Origin of the sequence: Pseudomonas sp. V98_8, from assembly GCF_029967975.1 — a bacterium.
Lineage (GTDB): Bacteria > Pseudomonadota > Gammaproteobacteria > Pseudomonadales > Pseudomonadaceae > Aquipseudomonas > Aquipseudomonas umsongensis.
Genome location: NZ_JASCAE010000055.1, coordinates 47,731 through 73,870, shown reverse-complemented (window position 1 = coordinate 73,870; position 26,140 = coordinate 47,731). Strand labels below are relative to the sequence as shown.

The following is a 26,140-nucleotide window of genomic DNA, read 5'->3' as shown; positions in this document are numbered from 1 at the left end:
GCTCAACCATTGACAGACTTTAAAAGTAGCAGCTGCATGTGAAAAAAATGTGTATTTTTCAGGTCGTTTGGCAATTGCTGCGATTTTTTTGATGCAGGTCACGTACGTGATCGTTTGCGCAATGGCCCGCCCGCATTTGCAATTGAAGGCGCGGGCCAATTTGGGCAAGCTCGGCACTTTTTGACGAGACCTTTCATGTACGCCGAGGATGATGGCCCGCTGCAAACCCAGGCCACGGGCGAGACGGTCATGCTTTACCACTTGCGCTGGAAACACCGCGATCTGGACGGGGTCATGGCGTTGTATCACCCCGATGTCCAATACAGTGATTTTTTCCAGAACCGGGTGATGGGGCTGGCCCAGTTGCGCGACTACGTGCAAAGCAGCATGCCCCGTGACCCGGATGAAGCGCTGGAGCACTCGGACCGCATCCGCTTGGACGGCAACACTGCTTTCATCCAGTACCGCATCACTTTGCGTGGCGGTGAGGGGCTTGTGTCGTTTCGCGCCAGTGAAGCAATCACCGTGAAGGACGGGCTGATCTGGCGGGTCAACGAATATGCTTCGCTGGTCCACGAACAACCCTGCGGCGAAAACACCGGCAGCCAGCGCCCGGCGGTCAGTCGACTGGGGCTGTCGCCGCGGCAGTTGAGCTTCATGGCCGACGACCTGCAGCAGTACTTTCAACGCCAGCAGCCTTATCTCGACCCGCAGCTCGACCTGCAACGGGTGGCACAGGCGTGTGGCTACAGTCGCAACCAGATTTCCTATCTTCTCAACCAGGTGCTGGGGCAGAGCTTCTATCGCTACGTCAACCAGGCCCGCCTGCAGCACCTTCTCAACGCGCTGGACAGTGCCATGCCCGCGGTACGTATCGACGCGTTGGCGTTTGCCGCCGGGTTCAATTCACTGTCGGCGTTCTATAGCTGTTTCCGCCAGCACACCGGCCTGTCGCCCAAGGCCTACGTCAAGCAAATGTCCTTGCGTGCACGCGCGCAAGACAGCGCCTGAGCCCGTGCACTAGGATCAACGCCATCGAAATCTGAGTGGCGGAGTCTTGAATGCCGGCGTGGCGCACTATCAGCTTGTGGATGGACCAGCTCGACGAGCCATTGCTGGCGCGTGCGTCGCTGGAACAGGATCTGGATGTCGATGTTGCCATCATCGGCGCGGGGTACACCGGGCTCTGGACGGCCTACTACCTGAAGCGACAGGCGCCTGGCCTGAATATTGTCATCATAGAAGCGCAAACAGCCGGTTTCGGTGCCTCGGGGCGTAACGGCGGGTGGTTGATGGGCAATCTGCTGGGCGAAGACCGTCTACTCGCTTCGTTGTCACCCGAGCAACGTCGTGCCTCTTACGATTTGCTCCACGACATCCCTGATGAAGTGAAAAGCGTCATCGAACGTGAAGGCATCGATTGCGATTATCGTAAAGGCGGCGCCCTCTATTGTGCCGCGCGCTACCCCGAGCAGGAGGCGACATTGCGCCAGTACCTGGACAAGCTGTACAGCCAGGGACTCAACGAAAACGACTACCGCTGGCTGAACCCGCAACAGATGGCGCAGCAGATTCGCCTGGCCAAGCCTTATGGCGCTATTTATGCGCCACATGTCGCGACCCTCCATCCGGCCAAGCTGGTCCGAGGACTGGCGCGCGCGGTCGAGCGCATGGGCGTGCGGATTTACGAGAACAGCCCGGTGAATCATTGGCAGTCCGGCAGCCTTCGCACTGCCCAGGCGACGGTGCGCAGCCGCTGGGTGGTACCGGCTGTCGAAGGCTATTCGGTGACCTTGCCACCCTTGGGACGTTATCAGTTGCCGGTGCAAAGCCTGATCGTGGCCACCGAACCGCTGTCAGCCGCCACCTGGGACGAGATCGGCTTGAGTCATGGCCAGGCCTTCAGCGAAAACAGTCGCCAAGTGACCTATGGCCAACGAACGGCAGATAACCGATTGATCTTCGGCGCTCGCGGGGGCTATCAGTTTGCCGGCAAGCTGCGCCATGACTTTGACCTGACGCGCAGCGAAATCGAGTTGCGGCGCTATCTGTTCGGCGAACTGTTTCCACAGCTTCGCAATGTACAGATCACCCACGGCTGGGGCGGTAACCTGGGCATGTCGCGGCACTTCAAGCCGCACATGCTCTGCGACCAGGCCAGCGGCATCGCCTTGTCCGGCGGTTATGGCGGGGAGGGTGTGGGTGCCAGCAACCTGGGTGGCAGGACCCTTGCCGACCTGATCCTGCAGCGCGACACCGAACGAGTCAGCCAACCCTGGGTAATTGCCCAGGGCGGACTGCACGCGCTCAAGGCCTGGGAGCCCGAACCTTGGCGCTGGCTCGGCTACAACGCGATCATCCGCAGCTTCGTCCATGAAGACCAGACCCTGGCCAACCCGACCAGTGCGCCATGGCGGCGCATGCTCGCCAGCGGGGTCGCAGGGTTCATGGAAGGCTTGATGCACTGAACAGTGTTGCCTTCGATGATCCGTGATCAACTCACAGGTTCAACCGTGCACCTCATTTCACCTGCGCCCGGCATCTGCAACAGGGCATCGTTGCCGTTTTGCCAGAAGCTTTGGCTGCCCCTGTAGTCCTTGCCCCGGTACAGGGCTCCGGAGGAACTCGGCACCTGTTCCAGCGTGGTCGAGGTATTGGCCCATTTCAGGTAAACCACTGCCGGTTCGACAGTGAAGAACGTGGCGGCCACCAACGCGCCAAGCCCGGCGCAGCGAAAGGCCTGCGGGCCTTCGGTGAGCCTGCTGGGGTCCTTGGTCCTGGCAATGGCCGAGCCTTGGCGAAGTTGGTGCGCACGCTCGGCATACTGGCTCACCGTGCATGCCTTGGGATCGGCTTCGGTCGCGCATTGATCGCGGGCGAGCAGCCAGAAGCGCTGGTCGATCTCGACTTTGTCGGGTCGCGGCACCGAATGCTCATCGGTGAGCGCCAGGCGATACAGGCGCGTCAGCTCGATATCCATCTGCGCCAGTCGAGCGTCGCGACAGATAAGCTTTTCAACGGCCCCCCGAGCCGTGGCGCAGTCGAAGCTGGTATTGAAGGATCGAGCAGGTGTCGCGGCATTTGCACAAAGACTCATTGAAACCCAAGCGGCGACCGCGAGGAGAGGAGTCAAAAGTGGCGTGACCATTTTCATTTCGACACCATCATTAGGTCGCACTGGGTCTATCGCAGTGTAAGGCAGTGCTCGAAACCTGCCACACAGGGGCGCAGGCAACACGATTCGCGGGCTCAGTCTTCCTGGCGAATCGTGGCAACATCATCGGCCTTGACTTTGACCTTGGCTCCGGAAATATCCTCGAACTCGAAGAAACCATCCTTGGTCTTGGTTTTTGGCATGTCCTTGGTCAGGTACTGGGTGCCGTTCTGCAGGGTGACCACCGTGGGCGTCGAGCAGCCGGCCAGTGCGATGAAGGCCGCTACCGCAATGGGAAACGCCAGAGTCTTGATGTTCATAATCACCTCTCATTGTTAAAAAAAACCAGTGTGGCTGTCGCAAGCGAATGCCGTTCCTTGGCGGTTGGTGCCATGCAACAGCAGAAAGTTCTATTCCCAAGGCAAAAATCCCTTACAGCGCCGCCGCTTATCCTTTTCCATTTGCATGGGGCAGGGCGTTGCTGGTATCTGTATGCATAACCAGTGCTTGTTAATCGTGGCTCCTTTTCCCGTGACTGCAAATCCTCTCGACGACCCGTTCTACTACCTCAACAACTTCATGCAAGTGCTTGATTGGCTTGAGCAACGTTATGCCGACGTGTTGAGCGTCGAGGAGCACCGCTTTATTCACGACTTCAATGGCTTGCCCCGCGAGGCCCGGGCGCTGCTGGTCAGGCTGGTCATGCGCAAAGGCATGCATTTTCGCGCCAGCAAATTGCATTACGTCGAGATCGGCGATATCGCCAGCGCAGCCCGGCCGTTGCTCGCGTTGGGCTGGCTCGACGAGCACCAGCCGTTGTCGGTCGAGGCGTTATTTGAAGTGTTGCTCAAGGCGGAAATTCTTCAATGCCTGGGCAGCGCCATCACTCAACCCAAGGGTAAAAAGACCGACTGGCTGCCGGCACTGTGCGAGCAGTTTCCTCACGAGCAATCCTTCAAGGATTGGTGTCCGGCGCTCGGTGATCGCTTGTTCAGCCTGACCATCATGGGCCTGTGCGATCGCCTGCGCTTGATGTTTTTTGGCAATCTTTACCAGGATTGGTCTGAATTCGTCCTGGCGGACCTTGGGGTCTTCACCTATGAAAAGGTCGATTTTTGCGCCGATTCCCGAGGCTTGCAAAGCCGCGAGGATGTCGATGCCTGCCTGTTCCTTTACCAGTGCCAGCAGCTTTTCGAGGCCGGCGAGTCGGTGGTCGCGATTGTCGCCCAGATCAACGGCCTGATACTGGGCAATCCCTGGCTGCAGAGACGTCGTGACAAGCAGTTATTCCAGATGGGCCAGGCGTGCGAGCGCGCCGGTGATTTCTGTGCCGCGTTGACCCTGTACCGGGATTGCGTGTATCCCGGCGCGCGCTTGCGCATGATCCGAGTGTTGGAACGCTGCGGTGAGTACCGACTGGCCCTTGACCTGGCGTGCCAGGCCGAACAAGCACCGCAAAACGCCGCGGAACAGCAACACCTGCTGCGTATCCTGCCCAGGTTGCGTCGCAAGCTGGGCGGACCGGCGGTCAAGCGTCCAGCCCCACGACAGATGGAACGCCTGGAGCTGCAACTGAGCAGGACCGACCCGATGTTGTCAGTGGAGGACTACGTGCAGGCGCACCTGGGCGAAGACTCGGCGCCGGTTCATTACGTCGAAAACAGCCTGGTCAACTCGCTGTTCGGGTTGCTGTGCTGGCCGGCGATTTTTGCCCCGCTGCCGGGGGCGTTTTTCCATCCGTTCCAACGCGGTCCAGTGGACCTGTTGAGCGAAGACTTCCACAGCCGCCGGGCCGAATTGTTCCAGGCCTGCTTCGATGAACTCGACGACGGTCGATACCTTGAGACCATCCGCCTGCGCTATGCCCAAAAGTGGGGCGTGCAGTCGCCATTCGTGTTCTGGGGCGCACTCAGCGAGCCGTTGCTGGAGCAGGCGCTGGACTGCTTACCTGCCGAACACCTCAAGCACTGGTTCAATCGGTTATTGCTGGACATCAAGGCCAATCGGGCGGGCATGCCGGACCTGATCCAGTTCTGGCCACAGGAAAAAACCTACCGCATGATCGAAGTCAAGGGGCCGGGCGATCGCCTGCAGGATAACCAGCTGCGCTGGCTGGAGTTCTGTCATGAGCACCGGATGCCGATTGCCGTGTGTTATGTGCAATGGGCGGAGCAGGGCGCTTGAGCTACAGCATCGCGGTGCGGGCGTTATGTGAGTTTACCGCCAAGGTCGGGGACCTCGACTTGCGCTTCACTCCCTCGCCGACCGCCCTGGAAGGCATCGTCGGGCACCGTACGGTGGCGTCACGGCGCAGTGACGACTACCAGAGTGAAATCGCCCTCGAAGGTGCGTATCAGGACCTGACGGTCAAGGGCAGGGCGGACGGCTATGATCCCTCGCAAAATTGCCTCGAAGAGGTCAAGACCTACCGTGGTGACTTGAGCAAGCAACCGGCCAACCACCGGCAACTGCATTGGGCACAGGCCAAAGTCTATGGCTGGCTGATGTGCCGCAAACTCAACCTGGCGCAGATCAACCTGGCGCTGGTGTATTTCGATATCGTCAGCGAAAGGGAAACCTGTCTGCTCGAAGCGTTCAGCGCCACCGAGCTCAGGCAGTTCTTTGAACACCATTGCGGCCTGTTCCTGCACTGGGCCGAACAGGAAACGGCCCATCGCCAAAGGCGTGACCTTGCGGCGCGACAGCTGGCGTTTCCCCATGCCGAGTTTCGCCCCGGGCAGCGTCACCTCGCCGAATCGGTGTTCAAGGCTGTCAGTACCGGGCGTTGCCTGATGGCCCAGGCACCCACGGGGATTGGCAAGACCATCGGTACCCTGTTCCCGCTGCTCAAGGCCCTGGCACCCCAGCACCTGGACAAGGTGTATTTCCTCACGGCGAAAACCCCGGGACGCAAGCTGGCCCTGGACGCCGCGCAAGTGATCCTCGAACGCGCCGATGCGCCGCCTTTGCGGGTGCTGGAGATGATCGCCAGGGACAAGGCCTGCGAACATCCGGACAAGGCCTGCCACGGTGAATCCTGTCCTTTGGCCCAGGGCTTTTACGATCGATTGCCGGCGGCACGCCAGGCCGCCAGCGAGCTGAGCCTGCTGAACCAGGCTGCATTGCGCCAGGTCGCCCTGGAGCATGGGGTATGCCCGTATTACCTGAGCCAGGAAATGGCCCGCTGGGCCGACGTGGTGGTTGCCGATTACAACTATTACTTCGATTTCAGTGCGCTGCTGTTCGGCCTGGCCCAGGCCAACACCTGGAAAGTCGCGGTATTGGTCGACGAGGCCCACAACCTGGTGGAACGTGGTCGGCAGATGTACAGCGCCATCCTTGATCAGTCGACCCTCGATGGCGTACGAAAAAACGCCCCCGAGGCGTTGAGAAAACCGCTGCAGCGAGTCAACCGCGAATGGAACGCCTTGCATAACCAGCAGTCTGCTGCTTATCAGGCCTATGACAAGCCACCGGAAAAACTGCTCCAGGCCTTGTCGTCGTGCAGCGCCAGCATCGGCGATTACCTCAACGATCATCCGCAGGGACTGGACAGCGCATTGCAAAGCTTTTACTTCGAGGTACTGCAGTTCTGTCGGGTGGCCGAACTCTTCGACCAGCAGTACCTGTTCGACATCAGCAAACGCGACCTCGACCGCAAGCGCAACCTCTCGCAACTGTGTCTGCGCAACGTGGTGCCCGCAGGCTTCATCGGGCCGCGCCTGAGCGCTGCCCGCAGCACCGTACTGTTCTCGGCGACCCTCAGTCCTCGCCACTATTACGCCGACTTGCTGGGTACACCGGCCAATACCGTGTGCATCGACGTCGAGTCGCCGTTTCATGCCGATCAACTACATGTTCAGATCATCAACCAGATCTCCACGCGTTTCGTTCATCGCCAGGCATCCCTGGCGCCGATCGTCGAACTGATCGCCCGGCAGTTCATGCGGCGCCCCGGCAATTACCTGGCGTTCTTCAGCAGTTTCGATTACCTGCAGCAAGTGGCGCAGTTGCTCGCCGAGCGCTATCCCGGGATCAATCTATGGTCACAGTCACGGGGCATGGCGGAGGCGCAACGCCAGGCGTTCCTCGACCGGTTCACCGCCGAAGGCCAAGGCGTTGGCTTTGCGGTGTTGGGCGGGGCGTTTGGCGAAGGCATCGATTTGCCGGGTGCACGCTTGATTGGCGCGTTCATCGCCACCTTGGGGTTGGCGCAGCTCAACCCGGTCAACGAGCAACTCAAGCAGCGCATGGCGGCCATGTTCGGTGCGGGCTACGACTACACCTACCTGTATCCCGGCGTACAAAAAGTGGTGCAGGCCGCTGGCAGAGTGATTCGTACACAGCAGGACCAAGGCGTGGTGATGTTGATCGATGACCGGTTTGGCGACAACAAGGTCAGGCAATTGCTGCCGCGCTGGTGGTCAATTGCTTCGGCGGCTGTTCAAATGGATGGTTTATCGCATACTGCTGAGTTACAGCACCCGATGTGAGGGATCAATGAGCGAAGATCGAATCCAGGCCAGGGTCATTGAGGACAGGCGCTTGCGCCTGCTGATCGATGCGGTGGTTGACTACGCGATCTACATGATTGACCCCGATGGCATCATTACCAGCTGGAACGCAGGGGCCCGGCGGTTCAAGGGCTATGAGGAAGCCGAGATTCTCGGCCAGCATTTTTCGCGCTTCTACACCGATGAAGATCGTCGTGCCGGCTTGCCTCAGCGGGCGCTGGACACGGCCATTCGCGAGGGTCGATTCGAAGGTGAAGGCTGGCGTGTGCGCAAGGACGGCACGCATTTCTGGTCCCACGTGGTGATCGATCCGATTTACGACCCGTCGGGCACGCTGCTGGGATTTGCCAAGATTACCCGTGACCTGACCGACCGCAAGATGGCCGAAGAGACCCTCAAGCAAAGCGAGCAACAGTTTCGCTTACTGGTGCAAAGCGTCACAGACTACGCCATCTACATGCTCGCCCCGGATGGTCGCGTGACCAACTGGAACCTGGGGGCCCAACGGATCAAGGGCTATTTGCCCGAAGAAGTCATTGGCCAGCATTTTTCGATGTTCTACACCCCTGAAGACAAGGCGACCGGCTTGCCAGGCCGGGCACTGGAGATTGCCACGCGTGAGGGGCGCTTCGAGAACAAGGGATGGCGGGTGCGCAAGGACGGCACGAGGTTCCTGGCTCACGTCGTCGTCGATCCGATCTGGGGGGAAACCGGTACGTTGCTCGGTTTTGCCAAGATCACCCGCGACATCACCGAAGCGACCCAGGCGCAGCAGGCGCTTGAACAAACCCGCGAAGCGCTGTTCCAGGCGCAAAAGATGCAAGCCATCGGCCAGCTCAGTGGGGGGATTGCCCACGACTTCAATAATCTGCTCACAGTCATTCTTGGCAATCTGGAAATCGTGCGCAAACGCCTCGCGGACGACCCGAAAATCGTCCGGTTGCTCGACAATGCCACCCAGGGTGCATTGCGCGGCGTGTCCTTGACCCAGCGCATGCTGGCTTTTGCCAGGAAGCAAGAGCTCAAATCCGAACCTGTGGAGCTTCCCGCCCTGGTGCAGGGCATCAGCGGACTGCTGCGCAGTTCGCTGGGACCTTCGGTGGCACTGGAAACCCGTTTTCCGGAGCGAATCGAGCCGGTCCTGGCCGATATCAACCAGCTCGAATTGGCAATGCTGAACCTGGCCACCAACGCCCGCGATGCCATGCCCGATGGCGGAAAGATCGTCATCAGTGCCCGCGTTGAAACTGTCTCTGATCCGTTACGAGCGGGGCGTTACGTGTGCCTGAGCATCACCGACACAGGTGACGGGATGGATGAAGCAACGCTGGCCTCGGCAATGGATCCGTTCTTCACCACCAAAGGGCTGGGCAAGGGGACTGGTCTGGGGTTGTCGATGGTCCATGGCTTCATCGAACAACTGGGCGGACGATTCATTCTCAAGAGCCAGAAAAACCAGGGCACGACTGCAGAACTGTGGTTGCCTGTGGCCTCGGAAGGCTCGATCGCGGCCCCCCTTGAAGAGCTCCCGGCAACGCCGCAAGTCCCTCGCTTGTGCATCCTGGTGGTGGACGACGACAGCCTGGTGTTGACCAGCACTTGCCTGTTGCTGGAAGACCTCGGTCACCAGGTGATCGCCGCGACGTCGGGTGCTCAGGGACTGGAGGTATTCGAAAACAATACGACCATTGATCTCGTCATTACCGACATGGCGATGCCCCAGATGAGTGGCGCGCAATTGGCGCAAGCCATCCGCGAGCGCAACCCCGACATGCCGATTATCCTGGCCACTGGATATGCCGATCGCCTGGAAGGGTTTGCAGCCAGGTTACCGCGGTTGTCCAAGCCGTTTACCCAGTTGAACCTGGTGGAAATTATCGCTTCCGCCATGTAGGAGCGAGCATGTCGAATCGTCGCACCGTCGCGATGGTCGTCAACGATGACGTTGGTCACCTGACACCCCTCGGAGCTCTCAAGTTCATCGCGAGCATGCTCGCTCCTACAGGTTTTTAACCCGGGTCGTTATGTTGCACCTGGCTCTCAGGCCGCCATATGCGAGGCGTCGAGTTCCTTTTTCAGGCGGGCCTTGAGGGTCTCCATTTTTGCCCCCAGTTCATCCAGCGCCGCTTTACCCAGCAGCTTCTTGGCCTGGGGAAACATCGTGGTCTCTTCCTCTTCAATGTGGTGTTCGAGCAGTTCCTTGACCACCTTGACGCGACCGGCGAACTCGGGCGTGGACGGGTCGGTGACTTTCAGGTCCGGTAGCACCAGGGAATCCACCGTACGGTGTTCTTCCTTGGCTTCGTAATACATGATGTCCTGCTCCTTGCCACCGGCTTCCTTGTAGGCCGGGTACAGGATGTCTTCTTCAAGGCGGGTATGAATCGAAATTTCCATCTCCAGCTTTGCAAGGAGATCGGCGCGCTTTTTCAGACCGCGCTCGGTGGACTCACTCAGTTGGCTGAGGATGCCTTTCACGCGTTCATGGTCGGCTTTCAACAGGTCTATGGCATTCATGGTCGAGTTTCTCCAGATTGAGGGCAGCTCGCACGGTTGATTCCGCAGGACACTCATCGTTGTGGAGCATTTGTCGTGCCGCTTTGCTGTCTCGGGTAAGCGCCTGAAATTCAATGGGTTACAAACGCTAATGGCCATTAGGGGTCGTGCAGGCTGCATGAAGTCGGGATTTGGTTCATGCACTTCGCCACAGTCGTCAGCGATCAAGCGGATGGGGGCTTTTGCCGTTCATAGTGGGCGAGAAGCGGCTGGGTGCTGATGCCGTGAATCAGAATGCTCAGTGCGACCACCGAGAGCGTGAGGTCGGTGCACAAGGTGGCCATCGTCGGTGCGAGGTTGTGATTCAAGGCGTAGAACAGGTAGTAGAAACTACCGATGCCGCGAATCCCGAACCAGCCGATCAACAGCCGTTGCTTGCCGTCAAGCAACGTTCCCCAAGGCGCCAGCGCGACAATCAGCGGCCGGATCACGCAGAACAATACCAACGCAACCGCCAGCGCGCGCCAGTCCCAGTGACCCACCAGCACGACCCCGAGCAACGTCACCAGGAACACTTCCATGGCCCGTTCGACCAGGCTGCCAAAGGACAGCATGTCGCCGATCATGATCCCGGCCGCCACCTGCGCTTCCTCCAGGTTCGCCACATCGCCATGCACGGCGGCATCGGGCTCGACGTTCTGATGACCGACCACCGGCTGCACCAGATGCTCGGCGGGCGTCTGGGAGTGCCCCATCGACTTGACCTCGGCTCGACGCAACCCCAGGCCCGCCGCGAACACCGATAGGAAACCGTAGCCATGGACCGACTCTGCCGCGACATACGCCAAGGCGATAAGGGCAAAGGTCAGGTAGTCGTTGGGCGACAGGGTGCTGTCGGCATTTCTGATGCGCATGGACAATGTGAGGCGCCCGATCACGCGTCCCATGCCATAGCCGACCAGCAAGCCGGCAGGCACCGCCCACAGCAGGCGTTTGAGCGCCCAGTCATCGAGCCAGGCAGTGGATGCGCCGCTGCCTTGCTCGATAAACAGCAAGCCCAGGATCACGAAGGGAAACGCAACGCCATCATTGAGCCCGGCCTCACCGGACAGGCCGAAGCGAACCGCGTCGACGTCCTTGGCATCGTTGACTTGCACCAGCGAGGCCAGTACCGGATCGGTGGGCGCCAGGATCGCACCGATCAGCAGCGACGGTCCCCATGGCAAGGCGAAGGCATAATGCAGCAATAGGCAAACACCGATAATGGTCAGGACCATGACTGGCCCGGCCAGCCCGAAAGCTACACGCCATCTTCGGTCCCTCAGGGGCAGGCGCAGCTTGAGGCCACAGACGAACAACGAAAATAGCACCGCGACTTCCGTCAGGTGCTCCATCCAGAACGCCGCGTCCTTGATGTCCAGCCTCAGCCAACCGAGCCCCGCCGGCCCGATGACCACCCCCAACGCCAGGCACACGGCCGAGGTGGTCACCGGCATCCAGCGCAGATAGGACGAGGTCAGTGCCAGCGTCAGCAGCACGGCACCCAGCACCGCGACCCAGGCAATGAAGCTCATGGCCCGGGGATCATTGACTGACGGTCGCGCGCAAGTACTCCGGCGTCAGCACGTTGAACCACAGCAGAATCATGCTCACCAGAAGGGTGACCAGCACCAGCAAACCGACGCCCCAGACACAGGTGGCATTGAGCAGGCCTTGCTCCTTGCGCTCGTGCATGAAGGTCGGCAACCCGACGAACAGCAAGAACGTCGAATAGGCCGAGGCACTAGCCAGTACCAGGATCGCCAGCCAGCGACTGGGATAAAGGCCGGCAATGCCCGCCAGGAAAAACGGGGTGGCGGTGTAGGCGGCAAAACCAATGCACTGGTTGAGCGTAGGGCGTGCGTCGAAGGTACGTGACATCCAGCGGATGAAACCGCCCATGATGGCGACGCCGGCAAGTGTGCACAGATACAGCAGGACGCACAGTTGCAACGCGCTGCGGAGGCTGAGGCGGACCGTTTCGTTTTCCGCCAGGCTCCAGCCGACATAGGTGGTGCCAATGAACAGGCAAACGGCGGGGATCAAGGCCAGGAGGAGCAAATGGGCGAGGTAGTGGCGTGGATGCGCTTCTTCTTCCCTGCGAATATCCGTCCACGCAAAGTTTGGCTGAGTAAACAGTTTGACGATAGGTGCGGACATGACGATCTCCAGGAATCGAAAGGCCCGCCAGAGGGGGCCTATGCAGTGTTGAGCATTGAAACAGTGGCTCGGTTCCATTTTTCAGGGGCATCGCGTTATCACAGGATCGGCTTGCCCCCGGTCACCCCAAAACGCTGACCGGTGATGTAGCTGCCTTCGTCCGAGGCCAGTAGCACATAGATCGGCGCCACTTCCACCGGCTGGCCCGGACGGCCAAGCGGGGTGTTGGCGCCGAAGTTCTGTACCGTTTCCTCTGGCATCGTCGAGACGATCAGCGGCGTCCAGATCGGTCCCGGCGCCACGCTGTTGACCCGGATATTCTTCGGTCCGAGCATTTGCGCCAGGCCGGCGGTGAAGTTGGCGATCGCGCCCTTGGTCGTGGCATACGCCAGCAGGGTGGGGTTGGGCATGTCGGAGTTGACCGAGCTGGTGTTGATGATCGAACTGCCGGGTTGCATGTGCTTGAGGGCCGCCTGGCAGATCCTGAAAATGGCGGTGATGTTGACGTCGAAGGTCATCACCCATTCTTCGTCAGGGATGTCCTCGAGGTTTTCGTGGGTCATCTGGAACGCCGCGTTGTTGACCAGGATGTCGATGCGGCCGAAACGCTCAACCGTTTTCTCCACCAACGCCCGGCAATGCACCTTGTGCGCCAGGTCGCCGGGCAGCAGCAGGCATTGGCGGCCGGCCTGTTCAACCCAGCGCGCGGTTTCCTGCGCATCTTCCTGCTCATCAAGATACGCCACGGCCACGTCGGCACCTTCACGGGCGAAGGCAATGGCCACCGCGCGACCTATACCGCTATCGCCCCCGGTAATCAGGGCGATCTTGCCGTTCAATCGGCCCGAACCCTTATAGCTCTGCTCGCCGCAGTCGGGGTACGGGTCCATTTTGCGCTGGGAGCCGGGGACGGGTTGGTGTTGTTTGGGGAAGGGTGGTTTTGGGTAGTCGTTCATCATTGATCTCCGGGTTAAAGGTTGGGCGGTCAAAGGGTTGACCTTGGCCTTTTGGGTGGAGTTCGGTTGGATGAAGAACCATTGGAATCGTTGTTTGTTGGTAGAGTAACTATCCGTTGCTGCGGTAACGGCCGCTTAGGGTTTCGCTTTTACTGTAGGAGCCAGGCTTGCCGGCGAAGGCGTCCTGGCGGCCAATGGGGGGGGACTGAGTACATATCCATTGCTGCGGTAACGGGTACTTAGGGTTTCGCTTTTACTGTAGGAGCCAGGCTTGCCGGCGAGGGCGTCCTGGGGCCAATGGGGGGACTGAGTACATATCCATTGCTGCGGTAACGGCCACTTAGGGTTTCGCTTTTACAGCGAGTCACTTGGAAGAGCCCCAAGTAACCAAGGGCTCTTGCCCCTGGCGTTCGGTGCCTCGCTAAGGCTCGGCACCGAGTGGTGGGGCAAAGCCTTTTGCTTCCTTTTTGGCGTTTGAAAAAGGGAGTCGCTGTAAAAGCGAAACCATAAGCCGCCATTACCGCAGGAATGGATATGTACACATTCAACAAAAGATAGGCGGCCGTTACTGCAGGAATGGATATGTAAGCAGTCAACAAAAGATAGGCTACCAGGCCGACTACACCGACAAGCTACCTGCTACAGGGATCTGCGCCGGGCTGGCGGCTGCGTTAATATGCCCACCTCCTCGAACCAGAACAGGGCTCGCCTCGCGTGATGTCGGAAAAAGACACCATTTCCATTCAGTTGGTGCGTGAAGCGCTGCTGCAAAGTTGCGAACCGGGCGCAGCCACCGATGAGGTATTGCACAAGGTTGGCATTGATCCGGCGTTGCTCGCCAGCAGCGACGCCCGTGTTGCGGCCAGCGCTTATGCGCGCCTGTGGCGCTTGTTGGCTCGGCGAGGGGATGACGAGTTTTTCGGCATGGACACGCGCAAGCTCAAGTCCGGCAGCCTGGAGTTTCTCTGTCGCTGCGCCATGGTCCAGCCAAGCCTGGCGGCCGGGCTCACCACGGGTTTGAGCTTCCTGTCGTTGATGCTCGAGCGCATGCCTGCCGAGCTGGTTCATCAGCAAAGCCTGGCGGAAATCGTGTTGCTCGAAGACGGCCATGAGCCGCGCCGGGCTTTCACTTATTTTACCTACTGGATGATCGTGCACGGCGTAGCCTGCTGGTTGGCAGGACGTCGAATTCCCATCCTGGCGATCGAGCTGCGCTGTGCTCAGCCGGATTTCTGCCATGACTATCAGGTGATGTTCTCCGAAAACCTGCGTTTCGACCGACCACGTACACGGATGATCTTTTCCGCTGACTGCCTGGGCCTGCCGATCAAGCGCAGCCTTGAGGAGCTGAGGCGCTTCCTGGCCCATGCGCCGGCCAACATCCTGGTCAAGTACCGCGACCCGCAAAGCCTGGCCAGCCGGATCAAGCAGGACCTGCGGCAACTGCCCGCCGAGCAGTGGCCGGAGACCGAAGCCCTGGCGCAACGCCTGTACATGTCGGCCTCGACCCTGCGCCGTCGCCTGGCCGAGGAAGGCCAGACGTATCAGGGGCTCAAGGACAGCGTGCGCAAGGAACTGGCCATCGCCTGGCTGGCGGAACCGGCCATCAGCTTCGCCGACATCGCCGCCCGGCTGGGGTTTGCCGATACGAGTTCGTTCTACAAGGCATTTCGCAAATGGTCGGGGTCCAACCCCGGGCATTATCGCAGTTTGATTCTCAACGAATCTCTCTAACCCCCCTGTAGGAGCTGCCGCAGGCTGCGATCTTTTGATCCTGATCTTTTCGGGGCCGCTGAAAAACAGATCAAAAGATCGCAGCCTGGGGCAGCTCCTACAGGGATCGCGTTCCCAGGTTGGTTTTTGGCCAAACCAGTCAAGCAACTTGATAACTTTGACCATTGCCCCACACCCCGCCTGGAGCGAGTATTTCCCTGTTGGTTACGGCTCCCCCACCTAACAAAAAATACAGGGACTCTGGCAATGCGCGATTACTTGTCTGCTGTTTCACAGTTCAACTACCAGCACACCGTCGATGCCGCACTCGCAGGCAATCTGACCGCTCTCAACGCCTGTATCGAATGTTGCGACCGGCATGCGCTCCCTGGGCGTATCGCGTTGTTCTGGGAGGGACGTGACGGCACCAGCGCGACCTACACGTTCACCGACCTGCAGGACAAAGCCGCGCGTTTCGCCAACTTCCTGCTGGCCCAAGGCGTGAAAAAAGGCGACAAAGTCGCCGGGCTCCTGCCACGCAATATCGAATTGCTGATCACGGTGTTTGCCACCTGGCGCATCGGCGCGGTCTACCAACCGTTGTTCACCGCTTTCGGCCCCAAGGCGATCGAGCATCGCCTGGGCAGTTCCGGAGCCAAAGTAGTGGTGACCGACGCGGTCAATCGCTCGAAACTCGCGGAAGTCGCCGACTGCCCGACCATCGTCACCGTCGCAGGTGCCAAAGGGCAGGGCATTGTCCGAGGTGACTACAGCTTCTGGGCCGAACTGGCCAACTACGGCAATGATTGCGAACCGGTGCTGCTGACCGGCGAAGACCCGTTCCTGCTGATGTTCACCTCGGGCACCACCGGCCCTTCGAAAGCGCTGTCGGTGCCGCTCAAGGCCATCGCCGCCTTCAAGGGCTACACCCGTGACGCGGTGGATCTGCGCCCCGAAGACGCCTTCTGGAACCTGGCCGACCCAGGCTGGGCCTACGGCATCTATTTCGGCGTGACAGGTCCGCTGTCCATGGGGCATCCGATTACGTTCTATGATGGCCCGTTTACCCTGGAAAGCACCTGCCGGGTGATCAACAAGTACGGGATCACCAACCTCACCGGCTCACCGACGGCTTATCGCCTGTTGATCGCCGGTGGCGAGGAATTCGCCAGGTCGATCAAAGGCAAGCTGCGCATTGTCAGCAGCGCCGGCGAGCCGCTGAACCCGGAAGTGATCCGCTGGTTCGCCGATAACCTGGACGTGGTCATCCATGACCATTACGGCCAGACCGAACTGGGCATGGTGCTGTGTAACCACCATGGCCTGGAGCACCCGATCCATATGGGCGCCGCCGGTTTTGCCTCGCCCGGCCACCGCATCGTGGTGCTGGACGACGACTACCGGGAACTGGGCGTCGGCCAGCCGGGGATTCTGGCCATCGACCGTACCCAGTCGCCGATGTGCTGGTTCGCTGGCTACGAAGGCGCGCCGACCAAGGCCTTCGTCGGCAATTACTACTTGAGCGGCGACACGGTCGAGTGGAACCCGGACGGCAGCATCAGCTTCGTTGGCCGTAGCGACGACGTGATCACCACCTCCGGCTACCGCGTCGGCCCGTTCGATGTGGAAAGCGCATTGATCGAGCACCCGGCGGTGGTGGAAGCCGCAGTGGTCGGCAAGCCCGATCCGGAGCGCACCGAGCTGGTCAAGGCCTTCGTCGTGATCTGCTCGCAATACCGCGCCACCCCGGAGCTGGCCGAAGAGTTGCGCCAATACGTGCGCAAGCGCCTGGCGGCGCACTCGTATCCCCGCGAAATCGAATTTGTCAGCGAGTTGCCGAAAACCCCAAGCGGCAAATTGCAGCGCTTTATCTTGCGCAACCAGGAAGTCGCCAAGGCTCAAGAGGCCGCCGCGAAGAACGTTCCAGCTTGAATCCAAGGAAACAATCATGCAGATCGAAAACAAGGTTTTTCTCGTCACCGGCGGTGCTTCCGGCCTTGGTGCGGCCACCGCTGAAATGCTGGTCGCGGCTGGCGCCAAGGTGATGCTGGTGGACATGAATGCCGAGGCTGTCGCGGCGCAGGCCCAGCGCCTGGGCGCGCAAAGCGTGTTGGCGGACATCAGCAACGAAGCAGCGGCCGAGGCCGCGGTGCAGGTAACGGTCAAGGCCTTCGGTGGCCTCAATGGCCTGGTCAATTGTGCCGGCATCGTGCGTGGCGAAAAGATCCTGGGCAAGAACGGTCCGCATGCGCTGGCAAGCTTCAGCCAGGTGATCAACGTCAACCTGATCGGCAGCTTCAACATGTTGCGCCTGGCCTCGGCGGCGATTGCCGAAACCGAAGCGGACGCCGATGGCGAGCGCGGCGTGATCATCAACACCGCCTCTGCGGCGGCTTACGACGGCCAGATCGGCCAGGCGGCGTACTCGGCGTCCAAGGGGGCGATCGTCAGCCTGACCTTGCCGGCCGCCCGTGAACTGGCGCGCTTCGGTATCCGCGTAATGACCATCGCCCCAGGCATTTTCGAAACACCAATGATGGCCGGCATGACCCAGGAAGTGCGCGACTCCCTGGCCGCCGGCGTGCCGTTTCCACCGCGCCTGGGCAAACCCGCCGAGTATGCTTCGCTGGTCCGGCATATCATTGAAAACAGCATGCTCAATGGCGAGGTGATCCGTCTCGACGGTGCCTTGCGCATGGCGGCCAAATAAGGAGGATTTGTCATGACTATTGCCAACGATCCAATTGTTATCGTCAGCGCCGTGCGCACCCCGATGGGCGGCTTCCAGGGCGAACTGAAAAGCCTCACGGCGCCGCAACTCGGTGCCGCCGCCATCAAGGCCGCGGTGGAACGTGCCGGCGTTGCCAGCGATGCCGTCGACGAAGTGCTGTTCGGCTGCGTATTGCCTGCCGGCCAGGGCCAGGCGCCTGCGCGTCAGGCGGCACTGGGCGCCGGCCTGGATAAATCGACCCGTTGCACCACCCTCAACAAGATGTGCGGCTCGGGCATGGAAGCGGCCATTCTGGCCCATGACATGCTGGTGGCCGGCAGCGCCGAGGTGGTAGTCGCCGGTGGCATGGAAAGCATGTCCAACGCGCCGTACCTGTTGGACCGTGCACGCAGTGGCTATCGCATGGGGCATGGGCGGGTGCTGGATTCAATGTTCCTCGACGGCCTGGAAGACGCCTACGACAAGGGACGCCTGATGGGTACCTTCGCCGAAGACTGCGCCGAAACCAATGGTTTCAGCCGCGAAGCCCAGGATGCGTTTGCGGTGGCCTCGACCACCCGCGCCCAGCAGGCCATCAAGGACGGCAGCTTCAAGGACGAGATCGTGCCGTTGACCGTCACCGTCGGCAAGGAACAGGTGACGATCAGCAACGACGAGCAGCCACCGAAAGCCCGACTGGACAAGATTGCCTCGCTGAAACCGGCGTTTCGCGATGGCGGTACCGTAACGGCGGCCAACTCCAGCTCCATCTCCGACGGTGCGGCGGCACTGGTGATGATGCGCCGGTCCGAGGCCGACAAGCGTGGCCTCAAGCCACTGGCGGTGATCCACGGTCATGCGGCATTCGCCGATACGCCGAGCCTGTTCCCGGTGGCACCGGTGGGCGCGATCGAGAAATTGATGAAGAAAACCGGCTGGTCGCTGAGCGACGTGGACCTGGTGGAAGTCAACGAAGCCTTCGCCGTGGTCAGCCTGGTGACCATGACCAAGCTGGAAATCCCTCACGAAAAACTCAACGTGCATGGCGGCGCCTGTGCCCTCGGCCACCCGATCGGCGCCTCTGGCGCACGGATCCTGGTGACCTTGCTCTCGGCCCTGCGCCAGAAAGGCCTGAAGCGCGGCGTTGCAGCGATTTGCATCGGTGGCGGCGAAGCGACGGCCATGGCCGTGGAATGCCTCTACTAACACGATCCCTGTAGGAGCTGCCGCAGGCTGCGATCTTTTGATCTTGATCTTTAAAAGCAACATCAAAAGATCGCAGCCTCGTTTCACTCGTCAGCTCCTACACAGGGGGCGATTACATTTTCAAGGAATGGTCATGATCCCTAATGACGAACAACAGCAAATACGCGACGCGGCCCGGGACTTTGCACAGGAACGGCTGAAACCGTTCGCCGCCGAGTGGGACCGTGAACACCGCTTTCCCAAGGAAGCCATCACCGAGATGGGCGAGCTGGGCTTCTTCGGCATGCTGGTGCCGGAGCAGTGGGGCGGTTGCGATACCGGTTACCTGGCCTACGCCATGGCCCTGGAGGAAATCGCCGCGGGCGACGGTGCCTGCTCGACCATCATGAGCGTGCACAACTCGGTAGGGTGCGTGCCGATCCTCAACTACGGCAACGACGATCAGAAAGAGCGCTTCCTCAAACCCCTGGCCAGCGGCGCGATGCTCGGGGCTTTTGCCCTGACCGAACCCCAGGCCGGCTCCGACGCCAGCGGCCTGAAAACCCGCGCGCGCCTGGAAGGCGATCACTACGTGCTCAACGGCTGCAAACAGTTCATCACCTCCGGGCAGAACGCCGGGGTGGTCATCGTGTTCGCCGTGACCGACCCGTCGGCCGGCAAACGCGGCATCACGGCATTCATCGTGCCCACCGATTCGCCGGGCTACACAGTTGCCCGGGTCGAGGACAAGCTCGGCCAGCATGCCTCGGACACCTGCCAGATTCTGTTCGAGGAGGTAAAAGTGCCGGTCGCCAATCGCCTGGGTGAAGAGGGCGAAGGCTACCGGATCGCCCTGGCCAACCTCGAAGGCGGGCGTGTCGGCATTGCCTCGCAATCGGTGGGCATGGCCCGCGCCGCGTTCGAAGCGGCCCGCGACTATGCCCGTGAGCGCGAGAGCTTCGGCAAGCCAATCATCGAGCACCAGGCCGTGGCCTTCCGCCTGGCGGACATGGCGACCCAGATCGCCGTGGCGCGGCAGATGGTGCATTACGCGGCGGCGCTGCGCGACAGCGGCAAGCCAGCGTTGGTGGAAGCCTCGATGGCCAAGCTGTTCGCATCCGAAATGGCCGAGAAGGTATGCTCGTCGGCGCTGCAAACATTAGGTGGCTACGGCTACTTGAACGACTTCCCGCTGGAGCGGATCTACCGCGACGTGCGGGTCTGCCAGATCTACGAAGGCACCAGCGATATTCAACGCATGGTCATTTCACGCAATCTTTGAAAAGGAACCCCTGTAGGAGCGAGCATGCTCGCGATGGTCGTCAACGATGACGCTGGGTGCCTGATACCCCACAGCGTTCTCTGGTTCATCGCGAGCATGCTCGCTCCTACAGGGACCGAGTGCTTAGCAGGAGTCAATGAATGAACTACGAAACGATTTTGCTGGAAACCCATGGCCGGGTCGGCCTGATTACCCTCAACCGCCCGCAGGCGCTGAACGCGTTGAACGCGCAGATCGTCAGCGAACTGAACCAGGCCCTCGACGGCTTCGAGGCCGACTCGAACATCGGTTGCATCGTCCTGACCGGTTCGAAAAAGGCCTTTGCCGCCGGTGCCGACATTAAGGAAATGGCCGAGCTGACCTATCCGCAGATCTATATCGACGACTTGTTCAGCGACAGCGACCGAGTGGCCAACCGCCGCAAGCCGATCATCGCCGCGGTCAACGGCTTCGCCCTGGGTGGTGGCTGTGAGCTGGCCCTGATGTGCGATTTCATTTTGGCCGGCGACAACGCCAAATTCGGCCAGCCGGAAATCAACCTCGGCGTATTGCCGGGCATGGGCGGCACCCAGCGCCTGACCCGCGCCGTGGGCAAGGCCAAGGCCATGGAAATGTGCCTGAGCGGGCGCTTGATCGATGCCGTGGAAGCGGAGCGTTGCGGCATCGTGGCGCGCATCGTGCCGAGCGATGAATTGCTGGATGAAGCGCTGAAAGTCGCGGCGTTGATTGCCAAGAAGTCGCTGCCGATTGCGATGATGGTCAAGGAAAGCGTGAACCGTGCCTTTGAAGTGAGCCTGTCCGAAGGCGTGCGCTTTGAACGTCGGGTGTTCCATGCGGCGTTTGCCACGCAGGATCAGAAGGAAGGGATGGCGGCGTTTATTGCCAAGCGTGAGGCTGAGTTCACCGGAAAGTAATGCGGCGCTCCCGCTGAGGCCTTCGCTGGCAAGCCAGCTCCTACAGGGTTTACGCAATCCCTGTAGGAGCTGGCTTGCCAGCGAAGCATTTTAAGGTTTTACACCAGATAGTTCTTCAGTTCGCGGGCAATCACCATCCGCTGAATCTCGCTCGACCCCTCATAGATCTGCGTGATCCGCGCATCCCGGTAATACTTCTCGACCGGGTAATCTTCCAGATACCCATACCCGCCATGAATCTGAATCGCTGACGAGCAGACTTTCTCGGCCATTTCCGAAGCAAACAGCTTGGCCTGCGAGGCCTCTGACAGGCATGGCTTGCCGGCCGTGCGCAGGCGTGCCGCGTGCAGGATCATCAGCCGCGCCGCGTTCAGTTGCATGTGCATGTCGGCCAGCAGGTTGGCGATACTCTGGTGTTCATTGATCGTTTTGCCGAACTGCACTCGCTCGCGGGAATAGGTCAGCGCCGCTTCGAATGCCGCACGGGCAATGCCCAGCGCCTGGGCGGCGATGCCGATGCGACCGCCTTCGAGGTTGGACAGGGCAATGGCCAGGCCCTTGCCGCGTTCACCCAGCAGATTGGCCTCGGCAATGGTGCAGTTGTTCAGTGTGACCGCACAGGTATCGGAGGCGCGGATGCCCATTTTGTGTTCGGTGCGGTCGACGATAAAGCCAGGGGTATCGGTAGGTACCAGGAATGCCGAAATGCCGCGCTTGCCAAGCTCCGGGTCGGTCACGGCAAACACGATGGCCAACTTGGCCCGTTTGCCGTTGCTGACAAACTGCTTGGCGCCATTGAGCACCCATTGGCCATCGCGCAATTCGGCGCGGGTGCGCAGGTTGTGCGCCTCGGAACCGGCCTGTGGTTCGGTCAGGCAGAAGCATCCAATGACCTGGCCGCTGGCAAGATCGGCCAGCCAGGTCTGTTTCTGCTCTTCGCTGCCATAGTTGAGCACCGGCCCGCAGCCCACCGAGTTGTGGATGCTCATGAACGCGCCGGTGGCGCCATCGCCAGCAGAGATTTCTTCCACCGCCAAGGCGTAGGCAACATAGTCGACATAGGTGCCGCCCCATTCCTCGGGCACCACCATGCCCAATAGGCCCAACTCACCCATTTTCGCCACCAGGGCATCGTCGATCCAGCCGGCTTTTTCCCAGGCCTGGGCGTGGGGCGCGATTTCGCCCCGGGCAAAGTCCCGGGCCATGTCGCGGATCATGACTTGTTCTTCAGTCAATTCGAGGTCGTGCATGATTCAGCTCCCGCTCTCATCGAAACCGTTGAAGAAACTCGCTACGTGTTCGGCGTCCAGCGCCTGCAGGGTCGGTGGGTTCCAGCGCGGATTCTTGTCTTTGTCGATCAGCAGGGCGCGCACGCCTTCGATCAGGTCGCCGCGCTCGAACCACTGGCGGTCCAGGTGCAGCTCAAGGGCGAAGCACTGTTCAAGGCTCAGGTGCCGGCCGCGCCGGAGCATTTCCAGGGTCACGCCCATCGCCAGGGGCGAGCGGGTCTGCAGCAGGTCGGCGGTGGTCGTCGCCCACTCATGGCTGTCGGCGACCGTTACCTCACGCATTTGCTCCACAATACTCGGCACATCGGGCAAGGCGAAGAAGTGGTCGATAGCCGGGCGCAAGGCGGCCAGCGGCGCATCGGGCAACTGTTGCACCCCGAGCTTCGCCAGCAGGCCCTGAAGGTCCTTCAATGGCGTGTCGTGCCATTGCAGTTGATCGAGTCTGTCATCCAGCGTGGCCAGCTTGCTGCTGTCCAGATACCAATCGGCCAGACCGCAGTACAGCGCATCGGCAGCGCGGATCTGCACGCCGCTGACGCCCAGGTAAATCCCCAGTTCCCCGGGGATGCGCGGCAGGAAGTAACTGCCGCCGACGTCCGGGAAGTAACCGATGCCGACTTCAGGCATCGCCAGTCGACTTTTCTCGGTGACCACCCGCAGGTCGGCGCCTTGCACCAGGCCCATGCCGCCGCCCAGCACGAAGCCGTCCATCAAGGCCAGCACCGGTTTGCGGTAATGGTGAATCGCGAGGTCGAGGGCGTATTCCTCGACGAAGAAGTCTTGGTGCAGGGTGTCGCCGCTCTTGAAACTGTCGTAGAGCGAACGAATGTCGCCACCGGCACAGAAGGCTTTTTCGCCGGCGCCGCGCAGCACCACCGCATGCACCTGTTCATCCTGTGCCCAGGCGTCGAGCTGACGCTGCAGCTCGCGCACCATTTCCAGGGTAATGGCGTTAAGACCGGCGGGGCGGTTGAGGGTCAGGTGACCGATGTGGTTGCGGACCTCGGCCAGCACTTCATTTTGCGTGGCAACCATGGACGAAGTCCCCTTCGATAAAACCTCAGCAGTCATCACTAACTCCCTGCTTTTATTGTTCTTTATAGACAAGCTCGCGCGCGAGCGATGCAGGATCGTAACAGTGCAAATTTGCCATGTACAAGGCGAAATGATGCAGGTCGTCTCTGCATTTATGCATGGTAGGAAAAGCCGGGGCGCGCTGTCCCGGCTTTATTGACCCGTCAACGATGCAAGTGCTCTTGCAGGACTTGTGCGCACAAGAGCAGGGCTTTTTTTGCCACATCGTAGCGAGCCGGATAGTTGATGAACCCGTGAGGCATGTCGATGTACTCCTTGTGTTGGACCCGGACATCTGCCCTCTTGAGCCGACGCGCGTACTGCCGTCCCTCGTCCCGCAATACATCAAGACCGCAGGTGATGATCAACGCCGGTGGCAGGCCTCGCAGGTTTTCAGCGTAAACCGGCGAGAGCCTGGGGTCTGCACGGGACACGCTTTGCGGTATGTAATGCTCGATGTACCACTCGAGCATTTCACCGGTCAGCCCAGGTCCTTTGGCGAACTCGTCATGTGAGGGGTTGTTCGCCAGGCAATCGAGCAAGGGATAGAGCAGCAGTTGAAACGCCATCCGTGGCGAACCCCGTGCGAGGGCCCACTGACTGACGGCCGCCGCCAACCCGCCCCCGGAACCGCCGCCTGCCACGGCCATGCGCGATGGAGCCAGGCCCAGACCTGCGCCTTCTGCAATCACCCATTGTGTTGCGGCACAGCAATCGTCCACCGCCGCAGGGAACAGATGTTCCGGAGGACGGGCATAGTCCACGGCCACAACGGCGCAACCTGCCCACTCACACATGTGCCGGCAAAAGCCATCGTGGGTATCGAGATCGCCGGTAACCCATCCACCCCCATGGAAAAACATCAGTACGGGGAAGGGGCCTGAGCCAGCGGGTGTATAGAGCCGCAGCGGCAGTGTTCGTCCCTGATTGTCGATGATCAGGTCGCGAACCCTGACGACCATCGACTCGCGCAGTGCAGCCCTGACGGTTTCAACGTCCGGTCTTGAGTCTCGCTGTGGGGCTGTCATAGCTCGATCTCGCAGGCCGTGGCCTCGGTGGTGAGTTCGACCACATATTCCTTACTGATCAAATCGCTGACCGCCAGGCACATCAATGTCGGTGGATGCCCCTTGAAAAATTTCTTGTGCGCCTTGGCGATGTCCGGCCAGAACTTCATGCTGGTGGTGTAGATGCGGATACCGATGATGCTTCGTCGGTCGACGCCAAGCTGATGGATGGAGTCTTCGATAATCTCCAGGCAACGCAGGGTCTGCTTGTACGCATTACCCGGCTTGAAGGGTTTGCCTTTTTTATCGAACGCCACGGTGCCGCCCATCAAAATCCGCTCACCGACCCGAATTGCCCGGCAGTATCCGGCGATTTTTTCCCATGGAGCTTGCGAAAAAACCCGTTGGATCTTCATTGTGTCGCTCCTTTGCCCAGGTCGATGGGCAGTGATTTCAATCCACGAAACTGCAGGTTATTGGTCCGCCACACCGCGGGCTTTTGCGCGATCAGTGAAAGCTCTGGAAACCGCTTGAACAACGAGGTGAACACCACTTCCGCTTCCAGTCGGAACAACGCGGTGCCCATGCAGAAGTGCTCACCCCGGCCAAATGCCAGGTGATCGTTGGGCTTGCGCAGGATGTCGAAGCAGTCAGGGTTTTCGAACTTTGCCGGATCACGATTGGCAGCGGCGCGCATCAAGTAGACCAAGTCGCCTTGTTTCATCGTGACGCCGTGGATTTGCACATCTTCGTTGAGTACGCGATGACTGAAGGACCCGGCGGAATCGAAGCGCAGCATTTCCTCGATGGCCGGTTTGACCAGTGTCAGGTCGGCCTTCAAGGCCTGGTGCTGATGCGGATGTTCAAGCAAGTGCAGTAAACCAATGCACAGCTGATCGGCGCTGGTGGTGTAGCCCGCCACGAGGATAAAAACGATCTGTGCCAGCACCTCTGCCATGCTTGATGCGCTGTCTTTGGCGGCCTCCAGCACCCGGCTGACCAGGTCGTCCTCAGGCTGTTTTCGGCGCTGTTCAATGATGTCGGTAAAGTAGGCGTACATTTCCTCCACACCCTTGAGCGCTTGGGCCGGTCCATAGTCGGGGTCGAGACTGCCGACCAGAAAAATCAGGATGTCATCGGTCCAGCGCCGCAGCTTCAGTGCGTCCTCGCGGGCAATGCCGTAGAGTTTGGCGAGGATCAGCGCCGGTATGCGGTTGAAGAGGTTGGCCATCAAGTCGGTTTGGGGTTCGAGGCAGGACAGTTCCTCGTCGGTAATGACCTCGATGGTTTGCCGCAAGGTCTCGATGGCGCGGGGTGTAAAGGCCCTGCTCAACAGTTGGCGGCTGGCCTTGTGTGCTGCACCGTCCTGGGAGTACATCCAGTCCGAGGCGAGTTTGACGAACCCTGCCAGTTGCGCCCGTTTTTCCTCGGGCACCTGCGCATCGACCAGTTGTTGCATGCGGTTCGAGGAATAGCGCCTGGTATCGCCCTGGGCGGCGAAGACATCGCTGTAGCGGGTCAGGAACCACGCCTTGAAGTGGGGGCACCAATAGGCCGGATGATGCTCGCGCAGGTAGCGGTAAGCCGGGTAGGGTGTGCGAACCGTGTCGCGATCGGTGAAGTCGAGCAGCGCTTGAACGTCCATGG

Annotated in this window: 22 protein-coding genes; 11 read left to right on the top strand and 11 right to left on the bottom strand. The window is 60.4% G+C overall.

What is annotated here, in order from left to right; translation table 11 throughout:
* Nucleotides 1-195 precede the first annotated feature (195 nt).
* Nucleotides 196-1,011, top strand: coding sequence for a nuclear transport factor 2 family protein (locus QLG10_RS19170; protein ID WP_110747392.1), 816 nt, complete (start codon nucleotides 196-198; stop codon nucleotides 1,009-1,011).
* 50 nt (nucleotides 1,012-1,061) lie between these two features.
* Nucleotides 1,062-2,468 (top strand): FAD-dependent oxidoreductase, encoded by a 1,407-nt coding sequence (locus tag QLG10_RS19165; protein WP_110747389.1) that lies wholly within the window; start codon nucleotides 1,062-1,064, stop codon nucleotides 2,466-2,468.
* Nucleotides 2,469-2,494: 26 nt separating this feature from the next.
* Here the strand turns inward: QLG10_RS19165 and QLG10_RS19160 are convergent, their stop codons facing one another.
* Both QLG10_RS19160 and QLG10_RS19155 read right to left on the bottom strand, forming a co-directional pair.
* A complete protein-coding gene (locus QLG10_RS19160; RefSeq protein WP_110747386.1) occupies nucleotides 2,495-3,154 on the bottom strand; it encodes an MliC family protein in 660 nt (219 codons plus the stop codon).
* A gap of 95 nt (nucleotides 3,155-3,249) precedes the next feature.
* Nucleotides 3,250-3,474, bottom strand: coding sequence for a YgdI/YgdR family lipoprotein (locus QLG10_RS19155; protein ID WP_110747383.1), 225 nt, complete (start codon nucleotides 3,472-3,474; stop codon nucleotides 3,250-3,252).
* Nucleotides 3,475-3,670: 196 nt separating this feature from the next.
* On the opposite strand from QLG10_RS19155, the gene QLG10_RS19150 reads away from it, so the two are divergent.
* The 3 genes from QLG10_RS19150 to QLG10_RS19140 are packed head-to-tail and all read left to right on the top strand — an operon-like array spanning nucleotide 3,671 to nucleotide 9,562.
* Nucleotides 3,671-5,338 carry a VRR-NUC domain-containing protein gene (locus QLG10_RS19150; RefSeq protein ID WP_282487845.1) on the top strand — a complete coding sequence of 556 codons (1,668 nt, stop codon included), beginning with the start codon at nucleotides 3,671-3,673 and terminating at the stop codon, nucleotides 5,336-5,338.
* A complete protein-coding gene (locus QLG10_RS19145; RefSeq protein ID WP_282487844.1) occupies nucleotides 5,335-7,647 on the top strand; it encodes an ATP-dependent DNA helicase in 2,313 nt (770 codons plus the stop codon). The genes QLG10_RS19150 and QLG10_RS19145 overlap by 4 nt, the downstream gene beginning before the upstream one ends.
* Before the next feature lie 7 nt (nucleotides 7,648-7,654).
* Nucleotides 7,655-9,562: a PAS domain-containing sensor histidine kinase gene (locus QLG10_RS19140; protein WP_282487843.1), complete on the top strand. Its 1,908-nt coding sequence runs from the start codon at nucleotides 7,655-7,657 to the stop codon at nucleotides 9,560-9,562.
* 146 nt (nucleotides 9,563-9,708) lie between these two features.
* On the opposite strand, the gene QLG10_RS19135 is transcribed toward QLG10_RS19140, so the two are convergent.
* The 4 genes from QLG10_RS19135 to QLG10_RS19120 all read right to left on the bottom strand — a co-directional run bounded on the left by QLG10_RS19135 (nucleotide 9,709) and on the right by QLG10_RS19120 (nucleotide 13,319).
* On the bottom strand, nucleotides 9,709-10,185 hold the full coding sequence (locus QLG10_RS19135) for a hemerythrin domain-containing protein (protein WP_110747377.1): 477 nt from the start codon (nucleotides 10,183-10,185) through the stop codon (nucleotides 9,709-9,711).
* A 203-nt stretch (nucleotides 10,186-10,388) separates the two neighbouring features.
* Nucleotides 10,389-11,738, bottom strand: a complete 1,350-nt coding sequence (locus QLG10_RS19130; RefSeq protein WP_282487842.1) for a sodium:proton antiporter — start codon at nucleotides 11,736-11,738, stop codon at nucleotides 10,389-10,391.
* A gap of 10 nt (nucleotides 11,739-11,748) precedes the next feature.
* Complete coding sequence (locus QLG10_RS19125) at nucleotides 11,749-12,363, bottom strand: Yip1 family protein (protein WP_282487841.1); 615 nt, start codon at nucleotides 12,361-12,363, stop codon at nucleotides 11,749-11,751.
* Between the two features lie 98 nt (nucleotides 12,364-12,461).
* Entirely contained in the window at nucleotides 12,462-13,319 is an 858-nt protein-coding gene (locus tag QLG10_RS19120; RefSeq protein ID WP_110747369.1) for an SDR family oxidoreductase, read from the bottom strand.
* Between the two features lie 717 nt (nucleotides 13,320-14,036).
* Between QLG10_RS19120 and QLG10_RS19115 the strand changes: the two genes are divergently transcribed.
* From QLG10_RS19115 to QLG10_RS19090, 6 genes are all read left to right on the top strand, one after another.
* Nucleotides 14,037-15,053, top strand: coding sequence for an AraC family transcriptional regulator (locus tag QLG10_RS19115; RefSeq protein WP_282487840.1), 1,017 nt, complete (start codon nucleotides 14,037-14,039; stop codon nucleotides 15,051-15,053).
* A 246-nt stretch (nucleotides 15,054-15,299) separates the two neighbouring features.
* The gene (locus tag QLG10_RS19110) at nucleotides 15,300-16,964 is read left to right on the top strand and encodes an AMP-binding protein (RefSeq protein ID WP_110747361.1); all 1,665 of its coding nucleotides are present in this window, start codon (nucleotides 15,300-15,302) and stop codon (nucleotides 16,962-16,964) included.
* Between the two features lie 16 nt (nucleotides 16,965-16,980).
* Nucleotides 16,981-17,742 (top strand): SDR family NAD(P)-dependent oxidoreductase, encoded by a 762-nt coding sequence (locus tag QLG10_RS19105; protein ID WP_282487839.1) that lies wholly within the window; start codon nucleotides 16,981-16,983, stop codon nucleotides 17,740-17,742.
* Between the two features lie 12 nt (nucleotides 17,743-17,754).
* On the top strand, nucleotides 17,755-18,948 hold the full coding sequence (locus QLG10_RS19100; protein WP_110747355.1) for an acetyl-CoA C-acyltransferase: 1,194 nt from the start codon (nucleotides 17,755-17,757) through the stop codon (nucleotides 18,946-18,948).
* 133 nt (nucleotides 18,949-19,081) lie between these two features.
* Nucleotides 19,082-20,209 carry an acyl-CoA dehydrogenase gene (locus tag QLG10_RS19095; RefSeq protein ID WP_110747352.1) on the top strand — a complete coding sequence of 376 codons (1,128 nt, stop codon included), beginning with the start codon at nucleotides 19,082-19,084 and terminating at the stop codon, nucleotides 20,207-20,209.
* Nucleotides 20,210-20,349: 140 nt separating this feature from the next.
* On the top strand, nucleotides 20,350-21,123 hold the full coding sequence (locus tag QLG10_RS19090) for an enoyl-CoA hydratase (RefSeq protein ID WP_282487838.1): 774 nt from the start codon (nucleotides 20,350-20,352) through the stop codon (nucleotides 21,121-21,123).
* Between the two features lie 98 nt (nucleotides 21,124-21,221).
* On the opposite strand, the gene QLG10_RS19085 is transcribed toward QLG10_RS19090, so the two are convergent.
* The 5 genes from QLG10_RS19085 to QLG10_RS19065 form a co-directional block, all read right to left on the bottom strand.
* Nucleotides 21,222-22,373: an acyl-CoA dehydrogenase family protein gene (locus tag QLG10_RS19085; RefSeq protein WP_110747346.1), complete on the bottom strand. Its 1,152-nt coding sequence runs from the start codon at nucleotides 22,371-22,373 to the stop codon at nucleotides 21,222-21,224.
* Nucleotides 22,374-22,376: 3 nt separating this feature from the next.
* Nucleotides 22,377-23,483, bottom strand: a complete 1,107-nt coding sequence (locus QLG10_RS19080) for an enoyl-CoA hydratase/isomerase family protein (RefSeq protein WP_282487837.1) — start codon at nucleotides 23,481-23,483, stop codon at nucleotides 22,377-22,379.
* Between the two features lie 167 nt (nucleotides 23,484-23,650).
* The gene (locus QLG10_RS19075) at nucleotides 23,651-24,514 is read right to left on the bottom strand and encodes an alpha/beta hydrolase (protein WP_282487836.1); all 864 of its coding nucleotides are present in this window, start codon (nucleotides 24,512-24,514) and stop codon (nucleotides 23,651-23,653) included.
* Complete coding sequence (locus QLG10_RS19070) at nucleotides 24,511-24,909, bottom strand: Rid family hydrolase (protein WP_110747337.1); 399 nt, start codon at nucleotides 24,907-24,909, stop codon at nucleotides 24,511-24,513. Before QLG10_RS19070 ends, QLG10_RS19075 begins: the two co-directional genes overlap by 4 nt.
* Nucleotides 24,906-26,138: a cytochrome P450 gene (locus tag QLG10_RS19065; protein WP_282487835.1), complete on the bottom strand. Its 1,233-nt coding sequence runs from the start codon at nucleotides 26,136-26,138 to the stop codon at nucleotides 24,906-24,908. The genes QLG10_RS19070 and QLG10_RS19065 overlap by 4 nt, the downstream gene beginning before the upstream one ends.
* Nucleotides 26,139-26,140 lie beyond the last annotated feature (2 nt).